The organism is Stieleria tagensis (assembly GCF_024129865.1).
GTDB classification, from domain to species: domain Bacteria; phylum Planctomycetota; class Planctomycetia; order Pirellulales; family Pirellulaceae; genus Stieleria; species Stieleria tagensis.
This window is the reverse complement of record NZ_JAMYFE010000079.1, coordinates 1-23,489: the sequence shown is the minus strand read 5'-3', so window position 1 is coordinate 23,489 and position 23,489 is coordinate 1. Positions and strand designations below refer to the sequence as shown.

The window sequence follows — 23,489 nt, the reverse complement described above, 5'->3', positions numbered from 1 at the left end:
TGATCAGAGGCAAGAGTGACTTTTCTAAACCGGCGTCTGCCGCGCTCTGCTGCGCGATGGAGACTGGGGGGCGGAGATCGTGCCCACTGCGCTGGCATCGGAATCGGGCAGAACGCTTAACAATGATGCGACGCTCATCTGGTTGCGAATCGGTCCGGAGGAGTGTCGTGAAATAACGGCGTCTCGGCTGCCTCGGTCGTCATTGGAAGGGGGTTCTGCTAGCCGTTGGGTTAGCGGCACAGCTTTCGCGAAGTTGTGTGGCGGTCATGGAACGCCATGTGCTTTCGCTCTGATGCAGGCAGCCGACATTTATTCCCCCATCCGATCGCCAACGGCGGCGCAGGAGTTTTGATGAGTACTGTATTTGCAAGTCCGTCTGAAAATGGGCAGACCTCGGGTGCGACCGGAGGAGCCAGCACGAGTGCTGCTTCGACGCCTCGGCGGAGCGCCGTCGCCGCTGTCACCAATCGTTTGGCGAGTCCGCAAACGATCAATTTCGTCGATGTTCCCGCCCAGGAATACTATTCGACGAATGTGTTTACCAAGTCGGTGATGAAGGATCGGTTGCCCAAGAGTGTCTACAAATCGCTGGTGCGGACGATCGACTCGGGTGAGAAACTTGATCCGGAGATTGCTGACATCGTTGCGTCGGCAATTAAAGATTGGGCGATGGAAAAAGGTGCGACTCACTATGCCCACATCTTCTATCCGCTGACCGGTGCGACGGCTGAAAAACACGATAGTTTTCTGTCACCGACAGCTGATGGCAGTACGTTGTCGGAGTTTAGCGGCAAACAGCTTTGCCAAGGCGAACCCGACGGATCGAGTTTTCCCAGTGGCGGGATTCGCGTCACGTCCCAAGCCCGTGGTTACACCATTTGGGATGTGACCAGTCCGGCCTATATCTTGGAAAACCCCAATGGCACCACGCTCTGTATTCCCACTGCGTTTGTGTCGTGGACTGGTGAGGCGCTCGACAAGAAGACGCCTGTGCTGCGATCGATGCAAGCGCTCAACAAGCATGCGCAGCGCGTCTTGAAAGTATTTGGCCATACCGACGGCGCCTTTGTTGCTTCGACCGCTGGACCGGAGCAAGAGTATTTTTTGATCGATCGAAATTTCTATTACGCCCGCCCCGATCTATTGAATGCCGGTCGCACGTTGTTCGGTGCCAAACCGCCCAAGGGCCAGGAGTTCGACGACCACTACTTTGGCGCGATTCCCGAACGTGTTTTGGCGTTCATGTGCGAAGCCGAACGCGAGTTGTTCAAATTGGGAATCCCGGTCAAGACGCGACACAACGAAGTTGCACCGGGACAATTCGAAGTCGCCCCGGTGTTCGAATCGGCCAACGTTGCCGCCGATCACCAACAGCAAATGATGCTGACCCTGCGCAAGATTGCCGAAAAGTACGGAATGGCTTGTCTGCTGCATGAAAAGCCTTTCGCCGGAGTGAACGGTTCAGGGAAACATGTCAATTGGTCGCTGGGAAGTTCGTCACAGGGCAACTTGTTGGATCCCGGGGACACGCCGCACGACAATGCAAAATTCCTAGTGTTCTGTGCCGCTATCATTCGTGCGGTTTATAAACATCAGGATTTGATGCGGGCGGTCGTCGCCAGCGCCGGCAATGACCATCGACTGGGTGCCAATGAAGCTCCGCCGGCAATCATTTCGATTTTCTTGGGGGATCAACTGACCGATATCTTCGAGCAGATCAAAGGCGGTGGCGCCAACAGTTCCCTGCCTAGCGGGACGTTGGAGGTTGGTGTCGATGTGTTGCCTCCGCTGCCCAAGGATGCCGGCGATCGGAATCGAACCAGTCCGTTCGCGTTCACCGGAAATCGATTCGAATTCCGCGCGGTCGGTTCCAACCAATCAATTTCAGGACCGTTGGTGGCGATGAACACCATCATCGCCGAGTCGGTGGATTTCTGTGCCGGTCGTTTGGAGGATGCCTTGGCCAACGATCCCGATTCGCTCAATAGTGCGGTCCAGTCCTTGTTGAGCGAGATTGTGGGGGAATGTTCGGCAATCATTTTTAATGGCGACGGCTACTCGGAGGAATGGCATCGCGAGGCCGCTGAGCGTGGATTGTTGAACCTGAAAACGACGGCTGATGCACTGCCCCATTTGGCTTCGCCAGAAAACACGCAGATGTTCGCCAAGTACGGTGTACTGTCGGCGCGTGAGCTTCACAGTCGCTTGGAAACCTATCAAGAACAGTATTGCATGACGGTGGATGTCGAAGCCAACCTGGCCGTCAACATTGCCCGCACGATGATCTTTCCGGCGGCGATCCGCTATCAGAACGAATTGGCGTCGACCTGTGCCAATTTGAAAGTTGTCGGTTTCGAATTTGACACCGAAACATTGGACACAGTGACGGCGCTCGTTAAATCGTTGCAAGATGGAATTGCAACCTTGGAGTATGCAATCGCCGATGACAGTGCAGTCGCCCCGGAAGATGCCTGCCGTCATCGTTGTGATGCGGTGTTGCCGTCAATGTTGTCGCTGCGTGAAACGGTCGACAAATTGGAGCTGATCATCGCCGATGACATTTGGCCGCTGCCGACCTATCAAGAAATGCTGTTCATCAAGTGACTCGGACTGGTCGTCAAAGTAGCGTTTGATGCGTGCTGATGATTTCCGGCGCCGATCGAATTGGGTGCGAGCATGGCATGAACAGATCCCTGGGGAGTCGAAGTCGCAATCTAGCCGCACGCGGGCGCGCGCGGCTGATCTCTGGAAAGTCTACACCCAGAGCCCTTCCGGCCTCGCTGAACGCGTATGCCACAGGGGCTCGGTGGAAAGCAGTGGATTAAACGCTACCAACGCTGTTGAAAGATCAAATACAGCGTGTCCGCATCGACGCTGCCGTTGGGACCTGCGGTCGCCGCTAAAAAATCGCCGCCGAACAATTTGTTGTAGCTGACCAAAACATCTGAATAGCGTGTCAGATGGAAGTTGATCACCAGATCAATTTCTTGACCGACGTCATTTCCGGCGGCACCTGTCGGATCGCGACGATAGGGAACACCACCGGCGTTGTAGAGTGCATCCTGGCTTTCATCTAGCCAGAACCGATGATACTGCATCCAAACCGTGGTCCATTTCGAAGGGTAAAGATACAGGTGTGCATTCAAATCATGAATGTTCTGGCGACCGACCAAATCCATCCAGCCCAGGTAATAGTGGCCAAAGGGAAACTGTTGGTTGAAGGTGTGAGAATCACTACTTGATCCGTCGTCACCGCTGGCGTAGTCGTAGTACATCCAGAAGGTAGGAGAGAGTGCGGCATTGTTGAATCGGTGTCCGATACCGGCAGTGCCCATTCCCGCGACCAGATCTTGATCGCCTTGGTTTCCGAATTGCATAGCGCCTTCAACGTCCCACAGCAGTCCGTCGCGATCTCCTGCCCAGCGGGTTCCGAACGTATGAGTCTGAAAGGGAGCACGCGTGATCCCTAGGCGATTTGCGGAGTTGTCGTTGTCGTATAGCAAGTAGTACAGGTCTCGCGCCTCGCCCTTTTTTGGACGCTGTGTCAGCCAGAGACCGGCGAAGGTCTGATTGTCATCGCTGGTGTCGAAATCGTTTGCCTGCGGTGGTACATATTTTGTCCAGAACGCATCGAAGTCCCAGCGTTCGCCTTGTCGAAAGATCTTCAGGCCATCGAATGAATGTCGTTTGTTGGCCCAGGGCAACGGCGTCACGAGTCGCTGCGATCCGTACAGAAGTTCCTGTCGGCCGCTCCGCAAATAGACTGGTTTTCCAGCGACTTCACCCAACTTCAGATCGAAAAATAAGTCCAGGATGTCACCGCGGTCCACATCGGGCGGGACTGGCGGTAAGTCTTCCCCGAAACTGTCTGCCCAGATGAATTCGCCGTAGATCCGCAATCGATCTTGGTACCACAGGTCTGCATATTGACGTACATGGCTGACCGTGAAATCGTTTTCCGATTGTGACAGCCGACTGTTGTTTTCGCTGGAGTAGCGGGCCCAGAATTCTCCTCCCGTGCTGAACATCCACTGGTTGTTCAGCTGGATTCGTTTCATGTCCTCGACGAGTGTTCGATCACGGGGGGCGATACCATCGACGAAACGCCAATCGGCATCAAAGAAGGGCCACGCATTAATGGCGAACGGCGCATAACCCGACTTGGGCGGTGCGGATCGACACCGACCTGTCAGTTGATCCCAAGCAGAAAAATAGCCTGGGCCTTTGGGCGGGATTGGGAAAATCCCTGGACGTGGCATCGGGTGAATGGTCGCCGGGTAAAGCGATGTGTCAGACGGCTGGCCGTCACACCCGCTGTCGCAACCCATCGGTGCCGCTTGCGCAACGGCTGATTCCGCAGGCCAAAACGGCAGCGGTTCTTGCGATGGTTGTTCAATCGCAACACCCACGGAAGCTGGATGCGGCAGTTCGGTCGCTCCCGTAGAACCGGCAACGATCATCGACGTTAAGCAAGACGCCAGCCAATATCCGGCCGGTTTGTGAAATCCCTTTCGCATTCGTACGCCTCCAAGCGCAAAACTCGTTGTGACAACAAAAGTTTTGCTCAACCCTTGTAAGTGCCGATCGTCACCCCGAGCGAGTGAACGAAAGCTGTTCGTGTACCCAAGGGTAAAAATGAATTTCAGCGGTCGGCCGAATCGTTGCAAACGTTAGGGATTCACAGCGGACAGGTTTGCGGTTTGGAGGCTGTTCTGCCGCTTCTTCCATGCCAATTCGGCGACCAAGGCGGTGGGACCGACCAAAAAGAGAGCGTAGTAGGGTGCGTGGATCACCTCTCCCAATCGAAGAAACATCTCCACGACCGCGATCGCGAACGCCACCAAGCATTGCCCGCGTTTGGTACTGACTGTGGTTCGAGGGTCGGTGATCATGAAGAACACAAACAACTGGTACATCGGACCGGTCAACGGAGCGACGTTTGCCAGGAACGGGCTGGCGGTGATCAAGCTGCGAGCGGCCGACAGTCCGATGAACGACAGCACATAGGTCAGACAAATATGGAATCGCTTCAAGCGGCTGATGATCAATGCTCCCAGCGTCCATACCACGACCATCGGCCAGATCGTATTGCCCCACTGGATGCTCAAGCTGGCGACTGCGGCCGGGTACAAGAACAGCATCGCACTGACGCCGAAATTCGATGGATTCCAAAGGTGTCGGTTTTGCCAGCGCAAGACGTATTTTGACATGATCGAAATCAGAGCACACAAAGCAAACGGCCACAGAAACGGCGATCGGATGAGGATGCCGACGCTGATGCCAGAAATGTAAGCGCTCGCCAAATGCGGGAACTTGCCGACAATCATCTTGCCCAGCACCAGTTCACAGATGATCGCGACAGTGATAGCCAACAGGGTCTGCCACCAGCTTTCCAAGAATCCGAAAGTCAGTTGTCCTACCAGCAGGATGCTGCTGATCAACATTGGCGCGAGGAAGCGGTTCTCAAGCGTCAACAATCGACGCCAATGCGACCGGTTCGACGAATCCGTTGCGGATGAATCAGCGGTATCTGTGACGAGTTCGGCGGCAGCCGAGGATGGCCTGGCGTCCAATTCGACGGGTTCGAGAGGGCTCATTCCGGTTCCTGGATCTGATGAGTTTGGTTGACGCTCGGGTTTTCGATCAGCTGTTTCTTGCCCGACGGCCAGCGGATCGAAACTCGTTCGACCCGGGAGGCGTCTCCCAGCCCGAAGTGCAGTCGCCGTTGGTTTTGAGCGGAGTATCCACTGGCGGCGACCAGTTCCTGAAGTTGTTGCTGGCCACCCCAGTCGACACGAATCTGGGCACCGATCGCACTGCGATTGCTGTGGGTTCCCTGCAGTTCAAATGCGATCCAGTGGCGCTGCGGTTGAACCTCGTTTTGATAGAGCAGCAGGGGACCGCGCTGGTTGGCGACGACCAGATCGAGATCACCTTGGTTGTTGAAATCGGCAAGGGCCACGGCACGCCCGTCCAGACGGTCTGTCGCGCCAACGAACTGGGCGACATCCTGGAACTGACCGGCACCGTCATTCAACCAGAGTCGTTTGGACTGATATCCCGCCAGACTGCGCCCCTTCATTTCGGGCCAATTCTGGGTATCCGAAATGATGTGCTGGTGACCGCCCGTGATTTGTGAAAAGTCATACCAATAACTTGTGCCACGATCTCCCGAGACGTAGCCGTTGGTGACGTACAAATCGATGAAACCGTCATTGTTCAGGTCTCCGAACTGAGCCCCGAAACTCCAGCCGGCCAGTTCAATGCCCATCACCGATGCCAAGTTGTCAAACCGCAGTGAATCACCTGCGGCGGGGAACCACAAATTGTTTCCCTGTAGCAGGACACCCTCTTCGGAGATATTGGATTCATAGATGGCAAGGCGTCCCCGGTTCAAGACATCGCCGACCGCTGCGTTCATGCCGCTTTTGGGCGCATGTCCGATTCCCGTTTGCTTTCCGATCTCGCTGAAACCGTTTCCATCCTGGTTGAGATAGAATTCGGAAACTCCGTAGTCGTTGGCGAGAAACAAATCGGGAAATGCGTCGTCATTGAAATCAGCAGCGATAACGGCCAGGGTCCATCGCGTGCTATCGATCCCAACGTCCGCCGTCACGTCATGGAAGGTTCCGTTGCCGTTATTGCGGAGCAGCCATTTTCTTCCGCCATTGTTGGCGTATTCGAAGCTTTCCGGCATGATGCGAGTGTGGTCCAGTTTTTCCAAGTGCACACTTTCTGGCCAGTAGCCCGCCAGGAACAGATCGATCAATCCGTCACGGTCGTAGTCCAGCCAAGTGGCGGAGCCGATGTTCGCCCAGTCCGGCAATCCCGCCGCTTCCGTGATTCGCTCAAACGTTTTGCCTTGCTGATTGCGAAACAGTTCGACGCGGCCCCATTTGTAGACCAACACGTCTTCGAATCCATCGTTGTTGATATCGGCCCAAACAGATCCCATGCAGGCACCTGTTCCGGATCGGTTCAGATCGGCCAGTCCCATTTCCGCCGCGACGTCTTGAAAGGTTCCGTTTTGCTGATTGCGATATAGGCGATTGGAACTGCCGGGCGCACTGTCTGTCAGATAGAAGTCCTGCCAGCCATCACGGTCGAAGTCGACCACCGCAACGCTGGCTCCCATGGCCGCGATTTGCGGCGCGATGTGGTCCAGGCGCGAGTCGATTTTCGGTGGGTGGTGGAGAAAGTCGATGCCAGCTTGGGCGGCCGATTCCTGGAGAACAAATCCGTATCGTTCGAACAGGTTTTCGCGTTCACCAGGGCTGGAATGGGCGTGCACATCGCTGTCTGCGTTCCAGCGAAAGTACGCGGCCGGCCCGATCAACAGCCCCAGGAACAAAACTGCCAAGATGATTTGTCTCGGATGCGTCATGGTTGGCTCTCTTGATTGAGGGTTGGCGAATGGTTCCGCCACAATTGCTGTTGAAGATGTTTTGGAGTGACAAAGCGTGTGTGATAGTGCCGCCAATCGTCAGCATGTTCTTTGAACACCGGATCATCTGGAAGGGATGTCAATGGACCGCCGTAGTCCGGATCTGCATGGGTCGGTAGCGGGTGAACGGTTTGTGAGAAGGCAGTATTGAAGTCACCATCTTTCACCCAGCCATCACCGACCAGCACAAAATCTCGTTGCCATCCGGCGGGCGGGTCGGCTATGGATTCGAATTCAAATTGCAGTTCGTCGCCTGCGTTCACGATGGCATAGCGATCATCCACTGAAGTCAACAGTTCATCGATGTCACCGAATCGTGTATGGAACCCTTCTAGATCGAGCCAGCGTTGTTGTCGGCCAATCACTTGATACAGCGGCGTGTCGGGCCGTCGTCGATCCACGGGTAATAGTTCAGAGTATCCGCGGTAACAGAGCTTCGCAGTCGCTGTTTTTAACTTGGTCACCTGTGGTTGGGTATCATCGATCCTGATGCACCATCGCAGCGAATCCCAGTAGACTTCCATATTGGTACGGAGACGGAATCGTCGCGACAATGCGAGTGCGTCGTCGGGCAATTCGATCAGCACGTCTTTGTTCTTTCCCGCCGGGAAACCCAAGTCGTTTTGCAGCGTCACCCAATGCCCGTCTGGATGTTGCTGCTCCAGCACCAGCCCAAACGGTCGCTCGGTCGATCCCTGATCTAACGCCACATTCAAGGAACTGTCGGTCGGATAGATCCAGGCGTGACCTACGATCAAAACCGAATCGTCTGCGGGAGCTTGATCCGGTAGTTCGAATTGCACCCAGTGTTCTTGGGCGACACCCTGGTACTGGCCCAATGTGAATTTGTCCGCGTAGCGACCATCATTGGACCGAAGAACATCGCCCAGCGGGTTTTCAAGCTCGTCGGACATCCCTGCCAAGGCCCGTGGAGTGGTCGTTATGACCGGTGCTTGAATTGGTTTTCCGCGTGGTAAAAACCGTTCGTCGACAAACATCGCTGTCTCGATCGGATGATCAATCGCCAACAGTGTGACATGATCAAAAAAGTGTGTTTCCCAAAGTTCCGCGGTGATTCGTATTTGGTATCGCCCGTCGATCGCTGTCAGCTGATCACCGGGAATCTTGATCCAGTCTTCGGTTTGGGTGACACCGGCGGTCGCCTGGGCGTTGATGCGCAATCCCAACGGGGACCGCCAAAGAAAGTCCTTGAGAAAGCGAAAGCCACTTCCGTCGTGAGTGAAGACCCACGGACAAGATCCTTTGAGTCGTTGGTTGGCTACGAAGCTCTGGCGACTTTCAAGATCAAATTCAGCTTGCACGGTTCCGTTGGGCCAAATGATTCGGGCGATTTCGGCTTGCTTGGCTTGTCCAAGTCCGAAATGGACACGAGGGGTGTCGATCGCGTTGGCCTGAACCAGATTTCCGGCTCGCACTTCGATCCGTCCGCCGATCCCGAACGAATTAATCCGTTTGTCTCCGGCGCCCGAATTGGCACGTGGTTCGATCGATTGCCATCCATAGCCCTTCTGGCTGGAGTTCAATGCGATCAGCGGACTCGTTTCGGATCGACCGACGAAATCAAGCAATCCGTCGCGATCAAAATCCAGGATCGATGCAATGTGCAGTTCGGGAGATTGTGGAAGCTTTGCCCAGGAAGCATCGGCGGTGCGAAGCCAGATGGCTGACCGGAATTGGCTGCTGGTGATCAGATCGACGCCGCCATTGTTGTCGATATCGGCAACCGCCAACATGACCTCACCGGGATGCAGCGATGATTCGTCCAGAGACCACTTTTCAAGAGGATTTTCGGACCAGCGATTGTTGCTCCAATCCGCAACGCTGATCGTGCCTGTGCTGTCGATTGAAACCAAATTGAAACGGCCATCGCGGTCGATATCTCCCACTGCTATCCCCGCACGAACGGTCGTTGTCGGGAAATCCGAAGTTACGAATTGACCGTTGCGGTTATTTTGCCAAGTGACCAGTCGCCCCGCCTGATCCAAAGTGACCAAGTCGATGTCACCGTCAAGATCAAAATCGAACTGACACAGCTCAACGACCGCTTCGATTTCGGGAAAGTCTTCGGGGGCATCAAAGGTGTCATCCCCGTTGTTGCGAATCCAGGTCAGCGAGGTTTGATGATCACTCAGTAGAAGGTCCAGGTCGCCATCGGCGTCGATGTCCACGGCCCATGCGGACAACCAGGAACGATTCAGATCTTCGAGTTCGATTGACAATTCGTTAAAATCTCCCTCGGCCGAGCCCGTGTAAATTCGACATCCCTGTGCGCCGACACTGACCAAATCCAGGTGAAAGTCGGAGTTTAAATCGGCGACGCAAAGGCTGGTGGAGACGGCATCGATCGACAATCCTGGAAAGGGCAGCGCGGCCGACTGATCGGCGTGGATTAAATTCTCAGAGAGCGACAAAAGGGTTGAGCGTCGCTCTCCAGAATGGTCCATCGCCATCACGAGGTCGGGCCGCGCTGCTTTTCCAAAAGGTTGCTGTAATTTGAATGTCATCTGCAGATCAGCGTTTGCCGCAGAGACATCGGGCAGTTCAAGTCGCTGCATGGAACGCAGCGGAGTTCCGACAGCGCCTAGCGAGAGCATGCCTAGCTGTGCCAGGCTTTGTTGGTATTCCGATTGTGGCTTGGCCAGGTTTTCAAAAAATGTGATCGACAGCGCGGCTTGGCGGAAATCGCCCTCCTCAGCGGCCTTGTCGGCCGCGGCCACCTGCTGACGCAATGGTTCAGGCCATTGATCCTGATCTCGACTCAGTTTGTCGATCACTGAAAGCAAGTCGCTCTGGTGTTCGCCAGCGGCCGACACGCGTGCCAACTCACACAATGCCCGCAGGTTGTTGGGCGATCGGCTGACTAATTCTTTCAGCAAGGTATGCCGTTCGGACTCTGCCGAATCGCTGCGGATTTGACCCAGTAGATTTGACAGCGAGAAAGTGACCGAGAGATTCTCAGGCCAGTCGTGGTGAAGTTTTCTCAACTGCTCAATAGCCGCTTCGATCTGCCCGTTGTACTCCAAAATTCGGGCGTTTAATAACCTCAACTCGCGTGAGTCAACGTTCAGATCCAGCGCGTGATGCAGGGATTGGCTTGCCTTGTCCGGTTCGTTCAATCGCAATTGTGCGATTGCCAGGTTTGCCCACAATGCCGGTTCACCTGTTTCCACAAGCACACGTTGTTCAAGGATCCGCGCGGCGCGTTCGTTTTCTTCGACATCCAATGCCGCCAAACTGCTGTAGAAATCAGCGACCGTTTCCTCACTCGTCGGTAGGGCGGTCGGTTCGGTCGGGGTTTCGTCATTCCTTGACCACCATATTGCCAGAACTGCGGCAAGGAGGATTAGGATGGCGACACTGGCGGGTCTCGCTAGCGAGCGTTCTGTTTTCGATTTCATTGGGCCGACTCCAAATGCATTTGGCCAGAGTCATTGGATGTTGCAAGGGGAGCAGTTCGCTGCCTGGACGCGCGCCGCCTGTTGATCAACGCGCAACCCCACATGCCACCAAAAAGCGCGAATGGAAACAGGTAGATGGCAAGATCCCAAGCGCCGAATCCGGGAGGCGTCGATTCCACCTCGATCGTGATCTCCTGAGTCTGTTGATCGGGCATCGACAGACGAACTGCAACGGTCCAGAGGTCGCGTTGGTCAAACGTTGGATGCGCTTCGAACTGCATGCGATTGCGAAGTGATTGACGCTTGGCAGGATATTCAACCGATTCCAAGCGATGGCTGGTCGGTTCGGTCCCTAGAGTGACGGTTGGCTCTTGCCGGGGGATGCCTCCGTCGGCTGTCTCCAAAACGATGAAAAACCTCGCTTGGCCGATGTCAGGGTCTGCCCAGATGGAAATGGTATGGTCGTTGATGGGTTCATCCAGCAGTACTGGAAAGGGTGGCCCCTCGTGGGCCACCGTCGACGGACAGTGCAGAAGAAAGGCAATAGCCGTCGCGATGGACAGACGTTGGAGAAATTGTCGTGCATTGATCATTTTCATTTCAGCCTCCTAAAAAGGTCCCCCGCATGTCCATGGGCTGATTCATGATCCAGACCGCAGCGATGAACATCGTCAGATGCAAGATGCCCCAAGGCACGAACCCTAGCATCGCACGTTGTGGTGAGACTTGAGTCGAGATCGCCCAGCTGACCAGCCATGAGCCGAGCAGGCCGAGACTCATGAATCCGATTTCCATCGGAAAGACAATCGACTCTGGCATTCCACCCAATTGCCACTGCGGCGTTCCCAGCCAAGCCGAACCGGACGAGCGAAGCGCCGCGTTTTGTGCCACGGGAATCACCGTTAGGAAACCGGTAAAGAAGTGAAAGCCGTAATGTGCTAACCAGACGCCAAATCCAAGCGGGATCAGCGACCGGGTGAATCGATTGACAATCGATAGCAGTGATCCGGTGGAGCGTGTCACGGCGCGAAAGGAAGCGGCAGCGCCAAACAACAAGATCGCGGGCTCCAGAACCAATCCCACTGCAAACAGGGACATCAAAATGGGCCACTCGATCTGCAACCCGGATTGGTCGGAGATCCATTGCTCCAAGGCATAGACGGGACTGATCATGGCGAATGCATTCAACAGCGCGCCGAAAGCGAACACGATGATCAGTGCCGTCAGGTCAAAACGCTGGTCGAGGTTACCCAGACCTGATCGAGTTCCAGTGACTGTCAGCTCTTCCGCAGGCAAGCGCGCGAAAAGCCCCACATTGTCGTGTGGACAGGCATAAACACAGTCCATGCAAAACGTGCAATCCAAGTTGCCGACCTTGCGGGGCAAGAACAACGCCAATTCACAGCCGCGTTGATAGACGGGCAACGCCAGCCGGTCAGTGGTGTCACGCGTTTTGCTGACGCGGTCGGCTGAAGCAGTTGCAGATGCAAACCCACCGCGGATGCAGTCTTTGGTTTGGCAATGGTCACATGTCGGTCGATCACGTACCGATATCTCCAACGGAGCCATGGTGGCGCTGAGGAAGTTGAATTGCCCGACCGGGCAGACATACTTACAGAACGATGCTCGACGAAAGAAGGAATCGACGAACAACGCGACAGCGAAGTAGCCCACAATTAGTCCGCCGGTCCACCACGGATCGGCGAACAAATCAAACAATTCGTACGCAAACAGAACCATTACGAAAAGCATGATCGCCGGCCACTTATTGCGAAATCGTTTGGGCCAGTCCCACTTGGGTAAATGCATGCGTCGGGCAATTTCCCGAGGCAACATGAACGGACACGCCATGCAGAATAGATTGCCGGCCAACAGAATGACCAACACGACCAACCCGCGAAAATGGACCCAGGTCAGCAGTGCGGCCAGGTTCTTGGGAGCCAATTGAGGTCCCCAAAACGCGTGAGCGATCATGATCAGGCTGAGCGCAAACATGGGTACCTGAAGCAGCGTTCGTGACCAACGCCAGCGCAAGAAACGGCCGAGTCCCGGAACACGAAGTAAATCGAATCCTGTGGTAGGTGACAGCGGTGGGGGATCCCCGGTACCGCGGTCCACAGGATCGAGTGACTTCTTTCGATCGTTTTGCGCCACAGCAATCACTGCACGCCCACCTCCGGCACATCGATCTTGCGCTCTATCGTGGCTCCAGACGATGTGGTCGCAGTGACGAGCAAGAACCAGTCACCGCCCATCGTAAAGTCGAGTGTTCCCTCATAGTGGCCGGGACCAACGGCCTGCATTTCAGCGAACGATGGTTTCATACCGGCGTGGTTCATATTGCCTTCGATCTGAAGATCCGAGACGGCAACCGGTTCACCGCTGGTGTCGGAAACCTGCAGGGTGACGCTTGAGTTGCCGACAACCGGTGGCGAGGGGGACAGCGTCACATCAACGCGAAGGTCATTGGTCGTCTCAGACGGCTGTGGGGCGCATCCGGCGACCAGAATCGCGGTCAACACCAGGCACAGCCCAATGACGATCGCAAACGATCGATCATGCCGCACATCGGGAAGATTGCTGAGTTTCACGGTGAATTACCTATTCGAAATGTGATTCATTGGAATGTCTCTACGATCAAGCCAGGTCGGCTCGATTCAACTGATCCGGTGATCCCACACCCGATTTGGCGCTCCAAAGCAACCACAAGCACCCCAGCGATGAGACGCCACACAGTGTCAGGACGACACGTGAACCCACCATTTTTGCTGAGGGTTGATCGCCTGCCCAAAACCATCCGGCGATGGAAACAAACAGTAGTGCAATCAGGAAAACGGAGATCAAAGATCGAATGAAGTTCATAGCGCACCTAAATCGATAGAGGTTGAATGAGAATTGAGTCACGCCCGTGTGGCACGCGTTTGCCAAGCGCAGGAGCAACCCTGATGCGCCTCTTCGCCGGGTAACGGAAACATGTGATAGAACATCGCGAGCACCATCGGGACAAAAACCACGGTGTTGTAGAAGAGGTGAAGTTCGACCCGTGGAATGACCAACTGAAGAATGCTGACGGGGACGGGTGATCCGAACAGGTTGTGCTGAAAAATGGCTTGTCCCTGCAGAAGCGCGTGTTCGATGTGATGCCAGAATTGAATCCAGAATGCGATCATCCACCACGTGTAAGACTGTCCGACAAAGCCTTTGCGGAGAATCCAGAACGCGATCAACATCACCAGTGCATAGCCGTAATGGAGTGCTTCCGAGGTGACCATCCAGGGGAACCACAGTCCGACGACGCCCCGTGATTCAGGGATCGGCCAGCCGAGCACATAAATCTGGATCGCTTGAGCCAAATGTTCGGACCAATGGGCGAGCACAATGGCCGTGTAAATCCACAGGGCTTGCTTGTGGTAGGGACCGTTAATCTTTTCCATCCAGCTCATTTGGCTGGACTGATCCGGGATCGCACAGGTAGCAGCTGACATAATAAATCTGCCTGGAATGGTGGGACAAAACGGAAGCAGGAATGAATTGCAGTGGCGGAATTTCACAGTGGTGAACCGCGCAGCAGAAAATCAAGGATGACAACGGTTCATCAATTATCCACGCCCCATCAGCTGGCAAACTGTGTTGTTTGCGTCGCGAAGGTGAAGCGGGAAGGAGGGCCCAATGCGCGATCGGTCATCGCGCAGCAAGCCGCGTCAGGCGTCGCATGTGAACCGGCGAATGAGCGCGCAGATCAAACGATCGGTGCAACGCCGGTCAGTGTTTTGCATTCAGTTTGCCCTTGCGAAACGTCGTCCAATGACAACGAATCAGGCGGGTCTCTGATTAGCAAAATCAAACATGCACAGGTCGGCTGGATAGAACCGTACGGGCGCAGATACATCTGCACTGCTGGTTCACCGGACCTGCCGCTTAGGACGTTGGAGGCCGATCAATTCGGCACAGGTGTCCTGGAAGAGCGTTCTGTTGTGGTAGAAGATTTGACCGTTCGGTCGATTCATCTCGAAGGGTTTCGGCAACCACCGTCAACGTGCCAACGACTTTCGAAGTAGGGGCACGATTCACTGCCAGCGGCGGCATTGTCACCGGTGATCCACTGTCGCAGTGAGGGCCTTGGCAGGGGGCTGGAATTGACAGATCGAACAAGCGGCTGATACCGGAGACAAGTTCGACTTTGGTGATCACCGAATCGCTGTTCGTTGTCGGGCCATGGGCCAGCCAATCTCCACAGCTGCCATAGGCCAACGTCGCCTGTCCCAGCAGCATCGGCAAGGCCAACAAAATTCCAAACGCATACGCCCGGTAACCCGACGCGTCAGTCCTCTGGGGGGAGGTTCGATTGGAAGAAAAAGTTGACATAACCGATTAGTTTACGTTATCGGTCTCGAGTGTCAATATAAAACACATTGCGGGTTTTATGGCTACAACCCGAGGTTCTTGATGGGCGCACGACCAGATAGGCGCTGGGCCGTCGGACACTGCGGAAACTGGCAGCCTAAGATTTCGGTTGACGCCCTCCCATCAGATGGAAATGTAAATGGGGGACTTCTTGGCCGCCTGCTTCGCCACAGTTGACGATCATGTTGTAGCCGTCGTGTAAACCTTCGGCGGCGGCGATCTTGGCGAGAGCCACCACGCAGTGGCCGACGATCGTTTCATCGTCATCGTTGAGGTCCGCTAGTGATGGGATTTCTTTTTTGGGGATCACCAGCACATGCACGGGGGCTTTCGGATTGATGTCTCGAAAGGCCAGACAGAGGTCGTCTTCGTAAACGATGTCGGCAGGGATTTCGCGGTCGATGATTTTTTTAAAAATGGACGACATGTCGATGGTTGTTAGGGAGGGAAACCGTGTTGAAAGGCTATCGCATAGTTAGACCAGCCAGTCGCGAACGTCAGAAGCCTCCGGCAGATCGGGCTGGCGAAATTTGCTGATTTTGCCGGCCGGTTCGTCATACAACAACATCGTCGCAGCGGACAGGTCGCTGGCGACCGGTGAATCGATCAAAAGAGAGGAATCCGAGGCATTGAGTCGCCCCAGCACGCGCAGTTCGACATCGTGCTGAGATTGTCGCGGTAACCAGCGGCTGACAATTTCCGCGCCGCCACACACCAAGATGCAAAACACATTGGCCGGCGGACCGTCTTTGAGAACCTCACGCATCGCTTGCCCCCCATTCATCCCACCGGGCGCCGCATCGAGCGAGAAACTAAAGGTGTCTTCATGGCGAAAATCACGAAATCGATCCAGTGGGTCGATCACGATCACGATCGGTGAAACGTCGACGGCTTCGTCGCCGCGCTCTTTGACCAGTTCCACCAAGCGGTTCATTTCGGCCGCGCTGTCACGCGGTTTGATTTCACTGGCGTTGATCCCCACCGACTGTAGCCAGGGATACAGCGACTGGGTTTCATTGTCGCGATTGCCGTTGAAATAGATCACTTCAAGGTCCGGGTGAGATTTCGCGAACCCGGACAAGGTGGATCCCAGTAAACCCGGTCGCGCGTCGGCCGGCGGGATCATCAAGACATTGCGGCCGGCGTTTCGCGACAACTGCAGCGCAACGGGCGGTCCAATTTCAACGGCCTCTCCCAGTAAGCCATGCAGCTGGTCGGCGGATTGCGTTTGATCACCGATCGCCGCCGAGGCCAGTTGTGGCGACCATTTGCAGGGCCGGTTGCCCTCGAAAATAACCGGCGGTGCCAGGTCATCAGTGATGGCATGGTCGCGCTGGGTGATGGTCGCCAGCAATTCATCGTGTTTGTCAGAACCGAGCCATGCGACTTGGAACGGTTGATTGCCTTCGACTAATCCGCCGGCGTCATTGTAGATCGCTTCGCCGGGGCGCGAGATCAGGCGGGCGGCAGTGTTGTCGTCGGCCAAAATCAAGGCGGCGTCTGATTCGCTGCACTGCATGGCAATTCGCACCGCCATTTGACCCAGTGTCGCGCGTGGCAGCGAATGGGCACCGGCCAATGACTGGCTGCTTAGGACCACATGGATTCCGAATGAGCGGCCCTGGCGGACCAAGCGGTCCAACAACATCCCGCACTCGGCAGCGACACGGTCGTCACGCACAAACAATTCTTGGAATTCATCGATCACCAGCATGATCCGTGGCATCGATTGGCCACTCTTGACGCGGTAATCCGAAAGTTCCTGCGCCGACTGGGATCGGAATAATTCACCACGCTGTTGCAGTTCGTCGTCGAGTCGTTGCAGGACGCTGCGGCCGAATTCTCGTTCGCTTTCGATCCCGATCACGCGCGCGTGCGGCAAACCGCTATCGGCGTACGATTTGAACTCCACTCCCTTCTTGAAATCCAACAGGTAGAACTGCAGTTGATCGGGTGAGTACAGATAGGCACCCGAGGTGATGATCGAGTGCAGGAGCGTGCTTTTACCGCTACCGGTCTTGCCGGCGATCAGGACATGTTGGCGGACCCCTTCGCCTAATTCCAACGCCAACGTGCGGTGTCCGCCTTGGCTGCCGATCGTGATTTTGATTCCATCGTCGGTGGATCCTTGTCCGCCGTTGGTCGGCAGAATCGAGGCCAGCGGGATTTCGACACGTGCCGCCATCGTCGCCGCGGTTCCGATCTTTTCAACCAGTTGGCCACGCAGTTCTGCGGGAACATCGGCGGCCGGCGTGAATTTCAGATCGTCCAGCCCGTCGTGAATCAGTTTCCAATTGCCTTGCGAGTCGATCGACATCTCCAGCAGGCGTGGATCACTTGGCTGTGGCATATCATTGGGCCAAGCGGCATCTTTTCGGCAGACTAACAGCACGAACACGCCGCAGCGCAGGCCACTTTCGATCAACGCCCGTAGGTGTTTGTAACCGCCCCGCGTCAATCCTTCGGGCAGCCCGATCGCCGCCACCGCTTGATAGGGTTCGGCCATCGAACCGGCCAACTGATTGTAATCCTCGATGCGCTGGAATTGGTCTCGCAGGCTCGCTTGTAACACGTCTTCGGCGTGCTGTGCGATTTCGCCCAGTCGCGTTTCAATTTGGTTTTCGGTGGTCCAGATCCGATGGCTGACCAGTGACGGATCGTGATCCGCCAACGACATGAACGCGGTGAAATTTTGGCCGCGGCCGACCGGATCAATCAGGGTCAATTTGCTGCGTCCGCCGGAAGTGCCCGAGAGCATTCGCCAAAGCACTTGATGCACAAGTTGCGTGGCTTGGTTCATCTGGTCGGCGGCGGCGTGAATCAGCAATCCGCTGTGCAGGCGGCGATGCAGTGCAATCGGCAATTCGCTGGGGATCTCGTGACTGCGAAACATCGGTGTCAAATCGATTGATTCCTCAGCCGTACCATCAGCCGTTGGCCCGGCAACGGTGGTCAGCGTGCGTCCAAGCGATTCGCGGATGCTGATGTTTCCCAGCGGAACAAAATCTAAGTTCGCTGACTGGGATTGCGGCTCGGCGGCGACTGTGTCCCAAGTCGGGAACCGCTGTGCGGCGGTTTGTTTGGCGGCAGAAATACGGTCCAGTCCGACGCGTACCCCGTCACGCATTCGGTCGGTTACCCGCTGCAATTCATGCTGGCGTCGATTGGCGTTGGTTTCTCGTTGCAGGTGCAGGGCTTGATCGGTTTCGGTTAGTTGCTGCGTGATCGTCGTTGCGACCTGTTCGGCGCGATGATGCATTTCACGCTCCAGATCACTGCTTTGTGAACGAAACTGATCACTCAGTTGAATCAGCTTTTGTTCCAGGTCGCGTTTGGCGGCCGATTCGTCGCGGTGCAGGTCGACGGTTAACTGTTCGAGTTGCTCTTGTTTCCAATGGGCAGCGGATTCCAAATGGCTGTCACGCCGTTCTTGTAGTTCGCGTAGCGCTTGTTCGGATTGGTCGGCGGAAATCTTTCGACCCGCCGCCGCAACGTCTTCGGCGGAGTGGCCGATCCGTTCGATCAGCGGATACAGTCGCCGCGTCTGGCGACGCAGCGGAATCAATAGGGCAGCGTAGATGCCAAATCCGATCAGTCCGGCGACGACGACACCGGACACCATGTAAACCCAAAATGCTTGTGGGCGGATCAAGGCAATGGCGGTGCACCACAGCACGACGGCGACCGCGACGCCGCCAGGCAAATAAAATGAATCGACAAATTTAGCGGCCGCACCGGTTTGCAATTCGCTGACATATTCTTGGCAGGTTTGCGACAATCGTCCGATCGTATCAATGGTTTGTGGAACCGATTCCGGTTCCGGTTGACTCATGTCTTGATCAGCTGATTCAGCCGGCGGAACTGTCGGCAGGCCGTCTAAACGACGCAGAGTTAAATCTCGCGCCCAGGTCAGGTTCTCGCCCAACGGTAGCAAGGCGGCGTTGATTTGATCGAACTCTTTCTTACTCTGTTGACCCGGATGGTGCTTCCTGGCATCGAATTGTTGCTCAACGGCCTCGCGACGGGCTTCTGATTTTCGCTCGATGGCATCGATTCCATCCTTTCGTTTCTTGCGAAAAATGGCCGCCAAACGATTCAATTCGTTCCGGGTCTGAACCGTTTCTTCTTCGTATTGGGCAAACACCTTTTCCTCGGCGGCATCCCATTGCCCAAGAGTGACGCGTCGCTGGCGGCGACAGTCGGTGGTGACCGCATTACGGTCCGCCAACAATTGATGTTCTTCCTGGTCGCGTTCTTCGGCGTGTTGCCGGTTCAGTTGTTGTCGTTGCTGTTGACAGACATCAAACCGAGCGGCCAGAGATTCGATCAGTCGACGCTGTCTTTCGGGCGAGAACAACCCAGCAGGTGCAACCGAAGAGTCTTTCATGGTGCGGTACAGAGGAGACGAGAAGGGCTGAGTGCAAGGGGGACGATTCAACGAAAGCGGCACAGCAAGCGTGACCACCGAGCCGGTTTCGCCCCTTTTTCATCTCAGTATAGCTCGCGGGAGTTCTGTCCGGTGTCCGCGACGGCGGCCTGCGACTTGCGCAGTAATTCCGTCAATTCGGCCAATGCCGTGGCGAAGCGGCTAAGGCTTGGACCGAGCGACGCCAGGTGCTGTTGTTCAAACCGCCGCGCACGATCGTCGCGCCAGTCCTGTTTGGTGTCCTGCCACAGTCGCGCAAAATCATTGAACTCATGTCGAATACGGCCTTGGGCATCGACCAGCGGCGACAGGTTCAGTGGGTCGAGGGGCATCGGTTAACCCAGCTCCCGCCGGGCGTGGCGTGCCAGCGTTTCCTGGTATTTCTTTTTGCCCTCTTCGACGCTCTTGCGAATTGCTTTGGTGCTCTCCTCGCTCTCCTTGCGGAGTTCGGTGATCAATTCCAGCGACTCGATCTGAAATCCGCTGATGGCATCCACTAGTTTTTGTACCGATTCCGGATCGATGGTGCTGCCATAGCCTGCCTTGAGTGCCGCACGCTCGAGTTCGCGACCTAAGTTGGCGACGTCTTCGAGTCCCTTATTGACGCCATCCTTCATCGCTTCGGTGGCCTGGGTGACTTCGTGCAATCCATGTTGGCTTTGGTAAACGGTGCCCAGGATGGTGAAGACGTGTTCGTTGGTGGTGAAGAAGGTGACCGCCCGTCGGAACACACGTTCTTTGACGTCATGAGTTTGTTTCAGTTTGGTGATCAACGTTTCTCCGACGTCGTAACCGATCTGCAAATTTTCGGCGATGTCTTTGAGCAGTTGGTAGGTCTCGTCTTCCTGTTCGTAGGTGTGTCGCGATTCGTCGCGGGCCAGTTCCAGTTGGCTTTTTCCGCCTTCATCGGTCCCGGTGTAATTGTCCAGTGCTTCCTGGGCGGTGGCCAAGCCTTGCCGGGCGGCGTCCAGTGTGGGGGCATGTTCGTCCAGCAATTCACGCGACAGGATTTCGGCTTCTTTGAGTGCAAAGCGAAAATCGATGTAGGCGTCCATGATCAATTCTTCGCTTTTGAGCGCTTCCTTGGTGTCTTTAGCGACGTCACCGTAGATTTCGATGATTTTTTCGAAGCGGTCATTCGGGGTGCCGCGGCGCATCTTCATCCACCAATTGGAGATTTTTTCCGTGCCGCTGATTTTGCCATCGTCGAGTTGGCTGATCAGACGTTTGCTGTCCTCGCGAACGGAATCGAATTCCTGGGTGATCTGCATGTAGCGATTGCCGATTTGGATGCTTTCGACGTTTTCTCGCACCAGCGCATTGAAGGCACCCATGTGTTGGATCACGTCGGCAATTGCCAGCACTTTGGCTTCGTCAACGTGTTTGACGCTTTCGAGCAAGGTGATCAGTTCTTGGGGGGCGGAATTCTTGCTGTCGACGCCGAATTTTTTCAGCACCTGCATCGCGTCATCCAGGTACTTTCGCATTTTGCTGGTGTCGCGCGTCTGAGCTTGCGTTTTCGTTTTGGCTTGGCTTGGCTGCGGTGCGCTGGCTTGAGCTTGGTCGGACATGGGCTTCAAAATCCTTCGGCGGATAGTGTTTTGCGAAAGAACAGGATTTCTAATGACAAGAACGGGCACGAAACGCATCATGCATGTTTCCCCAAGTTAGCGCGCCGGTGCCTGGGACGCAATCGAGCCACCAGATTGTCGCGTCAGGGACCGTTATCGCACTGTGCCGCGTAGGTTATGTTGTACGCGGCGGATTGAACGCTGCCCACTGACATCCGTACGAAATTGTCACCCGGTCCATTGCCATGAGCCAAGCACAAGCGACTCAGCCCAAGCCCTCGTCAAAGATCGAATTGCCCGGTCAAAATCTGTCGCTTGAGGAGACACTGCGGGTGATGGATGTTGCCCGTGAGATGCGTGACCAACGCGAACAGGCCGAGGAGATGTTTCGTCGCGATGACATTCGTTTGGCGCTGCGAGAAAAATTGATGCGGACCGCGCGTCTTTCTGGCGACAATGTGACCGAAGCGGAGATGGACGCGGCGATCGATCAGTACATGGACAATCTGCACACCTATGCGGATCCGAAATCGGGGTGGAATAATTTTGTCGCTCACTGCTGGATCTGGCGTGACCGGATTTTATATTCCATGGCGGGTCTGGCCACCGCCGGCGCTGGGCTTTGGTATTTCTTTGGTTAGTGCAGGATCTTACACGCGATGACGACCTCCGGCCCGGAAATGCACCGTCAATTGATGGACGGTTACAAAGACGTTCAGCAACGTATCGAACAGATGCGGTCCCAGATCGCTGGAATCGATACGCAACGTGGCGAGCTACACCATGATCGCAGCGATTCGCTGTTGAACCTGGCTGAATACTATTTGCCCGAATTGACACGCGATGCGATCGAATCCTCTTGGGTCGAAGTTCGTAGCAGCATGTCGCAGGTGTTGATGCGCAAGGAAGATCAGCATCGCCAACTGTCCGACACCCTTTCGGAAGTCAACGACAAACGCTATTTGCAAGAAGACCGCTTGTTGGAAATCAATACTTCGCTGGATGAAGCGAACGTCCAGCAGAGCGAACTGGCAGAGAAGGTAAAGAACGAGCTAGCGGCGGATCAACAGTTTAGCTCGTTGTCCACGCAAGCGGCCGTTGCCGAAGCCGCTTTGGAACGCGCCGAATCAAACTTGGAACAAATCGAACAGGAAGCGACTCGCAAATTGCCGGCGTACGAAGAGAGTTCGCTGTTTAACTATTTGCGAGATCAGAAATTCGGGACCGAAGACTACACCAAACGTGGATTCACTCGGCGAATGGATCGCTGGTTGGCCAAGTACATCGATTACAACAAAGCCAATCAGGGCTATGAATTTTTGGTCAACACTCCCGATCAAATGCGGCGCATCATTGCCGACGATCGGAAATCACTTGACACGGTGATGAAGGAGTTGGAATCGCAGCGTGATCGGGTGGCGAAACGGTTGGGTTTGAACGCCGCGGTCACCAAAGTGGATCAGTTACAACAGCGCCGCGAAGGTGTGCTGGCCGAACTGGATCAAATCCGCGAGCAAACCGATGCGTTGGAAAAACAACTCACGGATCTGGAGGACACGCGCGGTTCGTATTACCACGAAGCGGTGACGCAGTTTCGTGACATGCTGGCAAAGATCGACACGCATGACTTGGCCTCGCGGGCGCGGCGGACGCCCTCGTTGACCGATGACCAAATTGTTGCCAGCATCAAAGGTGTGGATCAGAAACTGGATGATTTGGATGACCACACACGCAGCTACCAAGATGATTTGCGAGAAATGCAACGCTGTGTCGATGCGGTCGGTCGCTTGATGCAGCGGTTTCGTGCCGCCAAGTTTGATGCCGCCCGTTCACAATTCCAGTCGTCGGTCGACGTGATCGGCGATCTGCACCGGGCGACCAGCGACGACGACGTGGAACAGCTTTGGGATCGGATCCGCCGCGGACAGCGTTGGGGGCCCTCGCTGGGGGAGCAATTGACTAGCGTTGCCACGCACCCGGTGACGCAAGTCTTAGTCAGCGCAATGGCGCAAGCAGCGGGTGCAGCGATGAGCGGTCATGCACGGCGGGCCGGTCATCGCCGGTATCAAAACTCAGGACGCCGGTATCAAAATCGCCTGATCGACAGCGGTGATAGTAGCGATGACGGCAGCAGCGATCGACGTGACAGACGTCGCTAGCCCGATCAAGAGAACCCACACACGCGTTTTGAAGTTGCATTGTTCTGGTAACCCGACGCGTCAGTT

General features: G+C 55.5%; 16 protein-coding genes. 3 read left to right on the top strand and 13 right to left on the bottom strand.

The annotated features are described in order from the left end of the window. Window positions 1-351: 351 nt before the first annotated feature. Window positions 352-2,604, top strand: coding sequence for a glutamine synthetase III family protein (locus tag NHH03_RS19050; protein WP_253158591.1), 2,253 nt, complete (start codon window positions 352-354; stop codon window positions 2,602-2,604). A gap of 224 nt (window positions 2,605-2,828) precedes the next feature. Here NHH03_RS19050 and NHH03_RS19045 read toward each other — a convergent pair whose 3' ends face one another. The 13 genes from NHH03_RS19045 to NHH03_RS18985 form a co-directional block, all read right to left on the bottom strand. Beyond that, complete coding sequence (locus tag NHH03_RS19045) at window positions 2,829-4,517, bottom strand: alginate export family protein (RefSeq protein WP_253158590.1); 1,689 nt, start codon at window positions 4,515-4,517, stop codon at window positions 2,829-2,831. Window positions 4,518-4,670: 153 nt separating this feature from the next. Further along, a complete protein-coding gene (locus NHH03_RS19040) occupies window positions 4,671-5,597 on the bottom strand; it encodes an RnfABCDGE type electron transport complex subunit D (protein WP_253158588.1) in 927 nt (308 codons plus the stop codon). Continuing rightward, a complete protein-coding gene (locus NHH03_RS19035; protein WP_253158586.1) occupies window positions 5,594-7,384 on the bottom strand; it encodes a CRTAC1 family protein in 1,791 nt (596 codons plus the stop codon). Before NHH03_RS19035 ends, NHH03_RS19040 begins: the two co-directional genes overlap by 4 nt. Next, window positions 7,381-10,863: an FG-GAP-like repeat-containing protein gene (locus NHH03_RS19030; protein WP_253158584.1), complete on the bottom strand. Its 3,483-nt coding sequence runs from the start codon at window positions 10,861-10,863 to the stop codon at window positions 7,381-7,383. The genes NHH03_RS19035 and NHH03_RS19030 overlap by 4 nt, the downstream gene beginning before the upstream one ends. Beyond that, the gene (locus NHH03_RS19025) at window positions 10,860-11,462 is read right to left on the bottom strand and encodes a hypothetical protein (protein ID WP_253158582.1); all 603 of its coding nucleotides are present in this window, start codon (window positions 11,460-11,462) and stop codon (window positions 10,860-10,862) included. The genes NHH03_RS19030 and NHH03_RS19025 overlap by 4 nt, the downstream gene beginning before the upstream one ends. Before the next feature lies 1 nt (window position 11,463). Then, the gene (locus NHH03_RS19020) at window positions 11,464-12,858 is read right to left on the bottom strand and encodes a 4Fe-4S binding protein (RefSeq protein WP_253158581.1); all 1,395 of its coding nucleotides are present in this window, start codon (window positions 12,856-12,858) and stop codon (window positions 11,464-11,466) included. A gap of 164 nt (window positions 12,859-13,022) precedes the next feature. After that, window positions 13,023-13,454 (bottom strand): FixH family protein, encoded by a 432-nt coding sequence (locus NHH03_RS19015; protein ID WP_253158580.1) that lies wholly within the window; start codon window positions 13,452-13,454, stop codon window positions 13,023-13,025. 309 nt (window positions 13,455-13,763) lie between these two features. Beyond that, window positions 13,764-14,348 (bottom strand): hypothetical protein, encoded by a 585-nt coding sequence (locus tag NHH03_RS19010; protein ID WP_253158579.1) that lies wholly within the window; start codon window positions 14,346-14,348, stop codon window positions 13,764-13,766. A 433-nt stretch (window positions 14,349-14,781) separates the two neighbouring features. Next, complete coding sequence (locus NHH03_RS19005) at window positions 14,782-15,228, bottom strand: hypothetical protein (RefSeq protein WP_253158578.1); 447 nt, start codon at window positions 15,226-15,228, stop codon at window positions 14,782-14,784. A gap of 136 nt (window positions 15,229-15,364) precedes the next feature. After that, on the bottom strand, window positions 15,365-15,694 hold the full coding sequence (locus NHH03_RS19000; RefSeq protein WP_253158577.1) for a histidine triad nucleotide-binding protein: 330 nt from the start codon (window positions 15,692-15,694) through the stop codon (window positions 15,365-15,367). Between the two features lie 48 nt (window positions 15,695-15,742). Beyond that, the gene (locus NHH03_RS18995) at window positions 15,743-19,654 is read right to left on the bottom strand and encodes an FtsK/SpoIIIE domain-containing protein (protein ID WP_253158576.1); all 3,912 of its coding nucleotides are present in this window, start codon (window positions 19,652-19,654) and stop codon (window positions 15,743-15,745) included. A 104-nt stretch (window positions 19,655-19,758) separates the two neighbouring features. Continuing rightward, window positions 19,759-20,025 (bottom strand): hypothetical protein, encoded by a 267-nt coding sequence (locus NHH03_RS18990; RefSeq protein ID WP_253158575.1) that lies wholly within the window; start codon window positions 20,023-20,025, stop codon window positions 19,759-19,761. A gap of 3 nt (window positions 20,026-20,028) precedes the next feature. Further along, window positions 20,029-21,264 (bottom strand): cell surface protein, encoded by a 1,236-nt coding sequence (locus NHH03_RS18985; RefSeq protein WP_253158574.1) that lies wholly within the window; start codon window positions 21,262-21,264, stop codon window positions 20,029-20,031. A 239-nt stretch (window positions 21,265-21,503) separates the two neighbouring features. Between NHH03_RS18985 and NHH03_RS18980 the strand changes: the two genes are divergently transcribed. Together NHH03_RS18980 and NHH03_RS18975 are read left to right on the top strand one after the other, a co-directional pair. Continuing rightward, entirely contained in the window at window positions 21,504-21,905 is a 402-nt protein-coding gene (locus NHH03_RS18980; protein WP_390895594.1) for a DUF6384 family protein, read from the top strand. Between the two features lie 18 nt (window positions 21,906-21,923). Next, window positions 21,924-23,423 (top strand): coiled-coil domain-containing protein, encoded by a 1,500-nt coding sequence (locus NHH03_RS18975; protein WP_253158572.1) that lies wholly within the window; start codon window positions 21,924-21,926, stop codon window positions 23,421-23,423. Window positions 23,424-23,489 lie beyond the last annotated feature (66 nt).

Bases quoted from the DNA above. Each gene is read 5' to 3' on its own strand.
- NHH03_RS19050 (WP_253158591.1), top strand. From the start codon at position 352: ATGAGTACTGTATTTGCAAGTCCGTCTGAAAATGGGCAGACCTCGGGT.
- NHH03_RS19045 (WP_253158590.1), bottom strand. From the start codon at position 4,517: ATGCGAAAGGGATTTCACAAACCGGCCGGATATTGGCTGGCGTCTTGC.
- NHH03_RS19040 (WP_253158588.1), bottom strand. From the start codon at position 5,597: ATGAGCCCTCTCGAACCCGTCGAATTGGACGCCAGGCCATCCTCGGCT.
- NHH03_RS19035 (WP_253158586.1), bottom strand. From the start codon at position 7,384: ATGACGCATCCGAGACAAATCATCTTGGCAGTTTTGTTCCTGGGGCTG.
- NHH03_RS19030 (WP_253158584.1), bottom strand. From the start codon at position 10,863: ATGAAATCGAAAACAGAACGCTCGCTAGCGAGACCCGCCAGTGTCGCC.
- NHH03_RS19025 (WP_253158582.1), bottom strand. From the start codon at position 11,462: ATGAAAATGATCAATGCACGACAATTTCTCCAACGTCTGTCCATCGCG.
- NHH03_RS19020 (WP_253158581.1), bottom strand. From the start codon at position 12,858: ATGTTTGCGCTCAGCCTGATCATGATCGCTCACGCGTTTTGGGGACCT.
- NHH03_RS19010 (WP_253158579.1), bottom strand. From the start codon at position 14,348: ATGTCAGCTGCTACCTGTGCGATCCCGGATCAGTCCAGCCAAATGAGC.
- NHH03_RS19005 (WP_253158578.1), bottom strand. From the start codon at position 15,228: ATGTCAACTTTTTCTTCCAATCGAACCTCCCCCCAGAGGACTGACGCG.
- NHH03_RS19000 (WP_253158577.1), bottom strand. From the start codon at position 15,694: ATGTCGTCCATTTTTAAAAAAATCATCGACCGCGAAATCCCTGCCGAC.
- NHH03_RS18995 (WP_253158576.1), bottom strand. From the start codon at position 19,654: ATGAAAGACTCTTCGGTTGCACCTGCTGGGTTGTTCTCGCCCGAAAGA.
- NHH03_RS18990 (WP_253158575.1), bottom strand. From the start codon at position 20,025: ATGCCCCTCGACCCACTGAACCTGTCGCCGCTGGTCGATGCCCAAGGC.
- NHH03_RS18985 (WP_253158574.1), bottom strand. From the start codon at position 21,264: ATGTCCGACCAAGCTCAAGCCAGCGCACCGCAGCCAAGCCAAGCCAAA.
- NHH03_RS18975 (WP_253158572.1), top strand. From the start codon at position 21,924: ATGACGACCTCCGGCCCGGAAATGCACCGTCAATTGATGGACGGTTAC.